Here is a 7,479-nt window from a genome sequence, read left to right as displayed (position 1 = left end):
ATGCCACCGACGAAAGCTACTCGGGCTACTTCCAGCGCGGCAACCTGCTGGCCGAGCAGGGCCTGCACGCCCAGGCCGAAGTCGAATACCGCCTGGGCCTGGAGATCGCTCCCGAAGTGGCCGAACTTTGGTGCAACCTGAGTGGCAGCCTGAAAGAAATGGGCCGCTTGGTCGAGGCCGAGGCCGCAGTGCTGCGCGCGCTGGAAATTCGCCCGGACATGGCACCCGCCTGGTCCACCCATGCGGTGATTTTGGTCACACAAGGACGGGTAGCGGAGTCGCTCCAGAGCTTTCGCAAGGTGTTAGAGCAAGAGCCACACAACATAGTGGCCTTCTCCAGCATGTTGTTTGCGTTGAATTACGATCCGGACAAAACGGGCGAGCAGGTGTTTGCGGCCTACGCCGAGTTCGACCAGCGCTACTGTGCCGTATACCGCAAGGACTGGGCTCCGCATCTGAACGATCTCCAACCCAAGCGACGGCTGCGGGTGGGCTACGTGTCGCCCGACTTCCGCCAACACTCCTGCATGTTTTTCATGGAGCCACTGCTGGCGCACCACGATGCCAGCCAGGTGGATGTGTTTGCCTATGCTGACTTGGCCCATGAGGACGCGGTTACCCAGCGCTACAAGCAGTATGTGGCGCACTGGGTGCCCACCCGTGGCATGAGCGACGTAGCCCTGGCCCAGCGCATCCGCGCCGACGGCATCGACATCCTGGTCGATGTGGCCGGCCACACCTCGGGCAATCGGTTGGGCGTGTTTGCCCGCAAACCGGCTCCCGTGTCCATGAGCTGGATGGGGTTTGGCTACACCACCGGTTTGAGCGCCATTGACTATTACCTGACCGACGCTGCCAGCGCCCCCGCAGGCAGTGAACACCTGTTTGCGGAAACCCCTTGGCGCTTGCCGGGCACCAGCTTTACCGCCTACCGGCCCGGCCCGGCTACGGGCGAAGTCAGCCCCTTGCCGGCGTTGGAGCGAGGCTACGTCACGCTCGGCACCCTGACCCGCAGCGCCCGCATCAACCTGCATACGGTGCGGGTCTGGGCCAAGGCGCTGCAGCGCTTGCCCACCGCCCACATCGTGATCGACAGCAGTTCCTTTCGGGACCAGTCGGTGCAAGACGCGTTGGTGCAGCAATTTACCGTCCGCGGCATTGCCCCCGAGCGCCTGCATATCGGCTACCACAGCCCGCCATGGGACGTGCTGCGCGGCATCGACATCGGGCTGGACTGCTTTCCGCACAACTCGGGTACCACCTTGTTTGAGACCTTGTATATGGGTCTGCCTTTTGTCACCCTGGCGGGCCGCCCCAGTGTGGGTCGTATCGGCAGCTCGGTACTGCACGGCGTGGGCCACCCGGAGTGGATTGCCCAGACCGAAGACGAGTATGTAGACACACTGGTCGCCCTGGCCAGCGATTTACCCGCGCTGGCGCATATCCGCGCCACGCTGCGCCCGCAGATGCAGGCCAGCGTCTTGATGGACGAGCCGGGCTTTACCCGCAAAGTCGAAGCCGCCTACCGCCAAATGTTCCAAAAATGGAGGGAGAGTCAAACATGAAAGCCGTCATCCTGGCCGGTGGCCTGGGCACCCGCATCTCGGAGGAAACCCACCTCAAACCCAAACCGATGATCGAAATCGGCGGCAAACCCATTTTGTGGCACATCCTGAAAATGTATTCGGCCCACGGGGTGAACGACTTCGTGATCTGCTGCGGCTACAAGGGCTATGTCATCAAGGAGTACTTTGCCAACTACTTCCTGCACATGTCCGACGTGACCTTCGACATGGCCAGCAACCGTATGGAAGTGCACCACAAACACGCCGAACCCTGGAAGGTAACCCTGGTGGACACCGGTGACGACTCCATGACCGGTGGCCGACTGAAGCGCGTGGCCGACTATCTGCAGGACGAGGCAGCTTTTTGCTTCACCTATGGCGACGGCGTGTCGGACGTGGACATCGGCGCCAGCATTGCCTTTCACCAGCAGCACGGCAAGCTGGCCACCGTCACTGCCGTGCAGCCCCCCGGCCGCTACGGCGCGCTGCGCATGGTGGGTGACGTAGTGCAGGGCTTTACCGAAAAACCGCGTGGCGACGGCGGTTTGATCAATGGCGGCTTTTTTGTACTCTCTCCGAAAGTGTTGCAGCGCATCGCAGGCGACGACACCAGCTGGGAGCAAGAGCCGCTGACCAGCCTGGCGACCGAGGGCCAGCTGATGGCTTTTGAGCACACCGGTTTCTGGCAACCCATGGACACACTGCGCGAAAAGAACCTGCTGGAAGAGCTGTGGTTGTCCGGCAAAGCACCTTGGAAGCGTTGGTAATGTCTGTCTGGACCGATACCCCGGTTTTCCTCACTGGCCACACCGGCTTCAAAGGCGGCTGGCTGGCGCTATGGTTGCACGCGCTGGGTGCCAAGGTGCACGGCTACGCGCTGGACCCTGTCACCACGCCCAGCCTGTTCAACGTGGCGCGGATCGCTGACGTGCTGGCCAGCGACACCCGCGCCGACTTGGCCGACTTGGCCGCGTTGCAAACCGCACTCGCCGCGGCCCAGCCCCGCGTCGTATTCCACCTGGCCGCCCAGCCCCTGGTACGCGCCAGCTACGCCGACCCGCTGGGTACGTTCGCTACCAATGTTATGGGCACGGCCCATCTGCTGGAGGCCGTGCGCCAGGTGCCCAGCGTGCGCGCTGTGGTGGTGGTGACGACCGATAAGGTCTACGACAACCGCGAATGGGCCTATCCCTACCGCGAAAGCGATGCCCTCGGTGGGCACGATCCGTACAGCGCCAGCAAGGGGGCGGCGGAAATCGTCACCGCCAGCTACCGTGCCAGCTTCTTCCACGCGCCAGACGCGGCGCAGATCGCCACCGCTCGGGCGGGCAATGTGATCGGTGGCGGCGACTGGGCCGCGGACCGGCTGGTGCCCGATTGCCTACAGGCCTTTGCCGCAGAAAAGCCCGTCAGCCTGCGATTCCCCGGCGCGGTACGCCCCTGGCAGCATGTGCTGGAGCCGCTGTCGGGCTACCTGCGGCTGGCGCAAGCCCTGCTGGAGTCTCCTGTTGCCGCCAGCGCCTGGAACTTCGGCCCCGACGCTCGCGGCGATGCCAATGTGGCTGACGTGGCCCAACGCCTGGCTGCGCTGTGGGGGCAGGGTGCGCGCGTGGAGGTACCCGTTGGCGGCACGCACCCGCACGAAGCCGGCCAATTGCGCTTGGACATCAGCCGGGCCCGTGCCGTGCTGGGCTGGCAGCCGCGCTGGAGTCTGGACGAAGCGTTGCAGCACACCGTACAGTGGCAACGTGCCTGGCTGGCGGGTGCCGACATGGCTGCAGCCAGCCGTGAGCAGATTGCCGTCTATGGAGCTCTGTAACGTAATTGCTATCGTAGTTGTAGCTTCTGGCGCAGGTGGTATATGCGCTAGAGGCGTATTTAATGCATAAAATGGTCGCCGTAAACACCCCCCGTTTTGGTTTTAGTGCCACGCCACTCACCGGGCTGTGGCAGGTTCAGCGCAAGCCCATCCGCGACGCCCGGGGGTTTTTTGCGCGCTTCTACTGCGCCCAAGAATTCGCCGCAGTGGGCCTTACCGTTGCGCTGGCGCAGATCAACCATTCCTTTTCCAGCCTACCTGGCACGCTGCGCGGCCTGCACTTCCAGCACCCGCCGCACGCTGAGACCAAGCTGGTCAGCTGCCTCAGCGGCCGCATTTGGGATGTGGCGGTGGACCTGCGCCAGGACTCGCCCACGTTTTTGCAATCCTTCGGCACCGAGCTGTCAGCCGTCGCGCAAAACAGCCTGCTGATCCCGCCCGGCTTTGCGCACGGCTTTCAAACGCTGGAGGCAGACAGCGAGATCGTCTATCTCGTCACCGCCCCCTACAGCGCCGAGTTTGAAGACGGTCTCAACCCGCTGGACCCGGCGCTGGCCATCCCTTGGCCACTGCCCGCCAGTGAAATATCGGCCCGCGACGCCCAGCGTACGCTGCTCGACGCGGCCAGTTACCGGGGGCTGCACAGTGTCTGATGCATTTATCACCGTGCTGGGTGCAAAGGGCTTCATCGGCCAGCACCTGGTGGCGCACCTGCAGCGCAGCGGCATCGCCTGTTTTGCGCCCCAGCGCGGCGACCCCAGTGTGTTCACCCGCCCGCTGGGCCACGTGGTCTACGCCATGGGGCTGACGGCGGACTTCCGCAGCCGCCCGCTGGACACGGTGGAGGCGCATGTGTGCTTTTTGCGCCGGCTGCTCCAAGAGGCGCAGTTTGAATCGCTCACCTATCTGTCCAGCACCCGGGTCTATGCTGGGGCTAGCCAGACCTGTGAGTCAGCCCGCTTGCACGTCAATCCCAACGACCCGAGCGACCTGTACAACCTGTCCAAGCTGATGGGCGAGTCGCTGTGCCTGCACGGCGGCCATGCGCAGATGAAGGTGGCGCGGCTGTCCAACATCGTCGGCCTGCGGCCCGACCCCGACATCTTCATCGACCAACTGCTGGAAGAGGGGTGCCGCACGGGCCAGGTGCGCTTGCGAACCGCGCTGGCATCCCGCAAAGACTATTTGTATATCGACGACGCAGTGGACCTCCTCATCCGCATCGCCCTGGCCCCCGAGACCGGGATTTTTAACGTCGCCAGTGGCGAAGCCGTCCGCAACCAGAGCGTGGTCGATGCGTTGCATAGCCACATGGGCTTTGAAGTGTCGGTCCAGCCGGATGCCCCGGTGTGGGACTTCACCCCCGTGGACATGGCCAAAACCCAGGCCCGATTCGGCTTTGTCGCCCAGCCGTTTGCCCGTTACTTTCCTCACTTTCTTCAGCAATACCGCAAAAAAAGGAATCTGCATGGCTTACCTTGAAACCACCCCCACCGCCCACCCCGCCCACCAGCAGGAGAAAAAAGAGCGCATTGCCGACTTTGCGACCGATGCCGAGTTCCGCGCTCTGTCCAACGCCTGGCGGGCCATGGCGCTGGAACGCAAGTACATGAACAACTTCTCCTGGCTGGGTCGTCCGCTGATCCAACTCCCCATGGACGCGATGGCGCTACAGGAGGTCATCTGGGCGGTGCAGCCCGACCTGATCATTGAAACCGGCGTAGCCCATGGCGGCTCGGTGGTGCTGTCGGCCAGCATGCTGGAGCTGATCGGCCACGGCGAAGTGGTCGGTGTAGACATCGATATTCGGGACCACAACCGCGCTGCCATTGAGGCGCACCCACTGGCCCACCGTATTTCACTGATCCAGGGTTCCAGCGTCGCCCCCGACGTGGTGGCCCAGGTCAAGGCGCGGGCGGTGGGCAAAAAGAAGGTGCTGGTCTGCCTGGACTCCAACCACACCCACGAACACGTGCTGGCCGAGTTGCAGGCCTATGCCGACCTGGTCAGCGTGGGCAGCTACTGCATCGTGTTCGACACTTTTGTCGAAGACATGCCCGACGACTACGTGTGGACCGACCGCCCCTGGGGCAAGGGCAACAATCCCAAGACAGCCGTGTGGGAGTGGATCAAGGACCACCCCGAATTCGTGATTGACAAGTCGGTGGAAGACCGGTTGCTGGTGACATCCGCACCGGATGGATTTTTGCAGCGTATTGCTTAAAGGGCGAAGCATGATTGCCATCCACCCCACAGCCCAGGTATCGCGGCTGGCTGACATCGAAGACTCGGTGCGCGGCACCCGCATCGAGATCGGCGCGCACTCCGTGGTGGACAGCTTCGTCAAGTTCAAGCCCGCAGGCGGCCTGGGCGACGTGGTGATTGGCGAGTGGTGTGTCATCAATTCTGGTTGCGTGCTCTACACCGGCCACGGCATTCTGATGGGTAACCAGGTGGCCGTGGCCGCGAACTGCACTTTCGCCCCGGTCAACCACGCCTACCAGGACGCGTCTAAGCCGATCCGTACGCAGGGCTTTTTGCCCAGCCGGGGCGGCATCGTCATTGAAGACGATGTGTGGATCGGCGCCAACTGCGTGTTTCTGGATGGGACCGTGCTGCGCCGTGGCTGCGTGGTGGCGGCGGGCTCGGTGGTGCGTGGCGAGGTGGCTGCCTACACCGTCGTGGCCGGACAGCCGCTGCGGGTGGTGGGTAGGCGCACGTAGTTTTGCTATATTTTTGGTAGCTTTTGCCGCAGACCCTGTCTGCGCTAGCGCCTTGTTTTTCTTGTAAATGCAGAAAAGGCCCCGAGAGGCCTTTTCTGCTGGCGTGTGCGGCTAGCCCTATTGCTGCAGCAGCGACAACACACCCTGTGGCAGCTTGTTGGCCTGCGCCACCATGGCGGTACCCGCCTGCTGCAGAATCTGGGTGCGCGACAGGTTGGCGGTTTCCATCGCGAAATCGGCATCCACAATGCGACCCCGGGCGGCGGACAGGTTCTCTACCTGGATGCTGATGTTGGATACCGCGCTTTCAAACCGGCTTTGCAGCGCACCCAGGCCAGCGCGGGCCGAATTCACCTGGTCGATAGCGGTGTCTATCTTTTTCAGGGCGACCCAGGCATTGCGCTGGGTGTCGATGCTCAAGGTGTCGATGCCCAGTGCATCGGTGGTGGTGTCGGTTGCGTTGATGCTGGAGGCAAGGGTGGTATTGCTCATGCCCGTTTCCGCAAGACTCATGCCGGTGAAGGTTACCGCAGACGCATCCCCGTTGCTATCAAGGTCAGACGACATGAGGTCGATGCGGTAGCTCTGGTCATTATTTTGCGCCAAAAAGGCGGTCACACCGGTATCGGCGGACTTACGGTTAATCGCTTCGACGACTTGGCCCATGCGCTCCGTGCCGGAGCTGGCACCGGCCAGGGGGCCCAGATTGAGAGCCGCTGCGGTATGGCCCGCGACCGAAATGGTCAACGCGCTGGCATTGGTAATGGCTGTCAGCGTACTGACGTTGGTGGCGGTAATGGCGCTATTGGTCTGGTCGTATCCATAGGCGATATGCGACAAACCCTTGGCGGTGGAGTTGGTCAATGCCCCCAGAGATGCGACGTCGCCTGAGTTGGCCCCTACCTGGAACACCGCACCGGCAAACGATCCGTCTAGGATCTTGGTGCCGTTAAAGGAGGTTTGCTTGGCAATACGGTCCACCTCATCCGTCAGCTGACTTACTTCCGCCTGCAGTGCTTTGCGGTCGGCGCTGCTGTTGGTGGCATTGCTGGACTGGACCGCCAGTTCCCGCATGCGCTGCAGCATGTCGCCCACCTTACCCAATGCACCTTCCGCCGTTTGCGCCAGCGAAATGCCGTCATTGGCGTTGCGGGCGCCTACCGACAGGCCTCGCACTTGGGTGGTCATACGCTCTGAAATGGCCAAACCGGCGGCATCGTCCTTGGCGCTGTTCACCCGCAAACCGGAAGACAAACGCTGCATCGAGGTGGCCAGTGAGCTGCCCGAAGTGGCTAGGTTGCGTTGCGCATTGAGCGAATTGATATTTGTGTTGATCGTTGTCGTCATAACAGAGCTCCTTTTTCGATGAAAG

At 62.6% G+C, this 7,479-nt stretch carries 7 protein-coding genes and 1 pseudogene; 7 read left to right on the top strand and 1 reads right to left on the bottom strand.

Features of this window, described 5'->3' with window-relative positions; all coding sequences use genetic code 11:
- From ABI213_RS09500 to ABI213_RS09470, 7 genes and pseudogenes are all read left to right on the top strand, one after another.
- A pseudogene (locus ABI213_RS09500) lies at positions 1-1,565 on the top strand (hypothetical protein); the annotation flags it as partial.
- Positions 1,562-2,332, top strand: coding sequence for a glucose-1-phosphate cytidylyltransferase (gene rfbF / locus ABI213_RS09495; protein ID WP_348026855.1), 771 nt, complete (start codon positions 1,562-1,564; stop codon positions 2,330-2,332). The pseudogene ABI213_RS09500 and the gene rfbF, both read left to right, overlap by 4 nt.
- Positions 2,332-3,384, top strand: coding sequence for a CDP-glucose 4,6-dehydratase (gene rfbG / locus ABI213_RS09490; protein ID WP_348026853.1), 1,053 nt, complete (start codon positions 2,332-2,334; stop codon positions 3,382-3,384). Before rfbF ends, rfbG begins: the two co-directional genes overlap by 1 nt.
- 62 nt (positions 3,385-3,446) lie before the next feature.
- A complete protein-coding gene (locus ABI213_RS09485; RefSeq protein WP_348006700.1) occupies positions 3,447-4,037 on the top strand; it encodes a dTDP-4-dehydrorhamnose 3,5-epimerase family protein in 591 nt (196 codons plus the stop codon).
- Positions 4,030-4,866, top strand: coding sequence for an NAD(P)-dependent oxidoreductase (locus ABI213_RS09480; RefSeq protein ID WP_348026851.1), 837 nt, complete (start codon positions 4,030-4,032; stop codon positions 4,864-4,866). The genes ABI213_RS09485 and ABI213_RS09480 overlap by 8 nt, the downstream gene beginning before the upstream one ends.
- Complete coding sequence (locus ABI213_RS09475; RefSeq protein ID WP_348006702.1) at positions 4,853-5,608, top strand: cephalosporin hydroxylase family protein; 756 nt, start codon at positions 4,853-4,855, stop codon at positions 5,606-5,608. The genes ABI213_RS09480 and ABI213_RS09475 overlap by 14 nt, the downstream gene beginning before the upstream one ends.
- 10 nt (positions 5,609-5,618) lie before the next feature.
- A complete protein-coding gene (locus ABI213_RS09470) occupies positions 5,619-6,107 on the top strand; it encodes a DapH/DapD/GlmU-related protein (RefSeq protein WP_348006703.1) in 489 nt (162 codons plus the stop codon).
- Between the two features lie 117 nt (positions 6,108-6,224).
- On the opposite strand, the gene ABI213_RS09465 is transcribed toward ABI213_RS09470, so the two are convergent.
- A complete protein-coding gene (locus ABI213_RS09465) occupies positions 6,225-7,454 on the bottom strand; it encodes a flagellin (RefSeq protein ID WP_348026849.1) in 1,230 nt (409 codons plus the stop codon).
- Positions 7,455-7,479: the final 25 nt, after the last annotated feature.

The organism is Rhodoferax sp. (genome assembly GCF_039922535.1).
Classification (GTDB): domain Bacteria; phylum Pseudomonadota; class Gammaproteobacteria; order Burkholderiales; family Burkholderiaceae_C; genus Rhodoferax_B.
The sequence above is the reverse complement of the archived record's forward strand: the minus strand, read 5'-3'. Positions and strand labels throughout refer to the sequence as shown.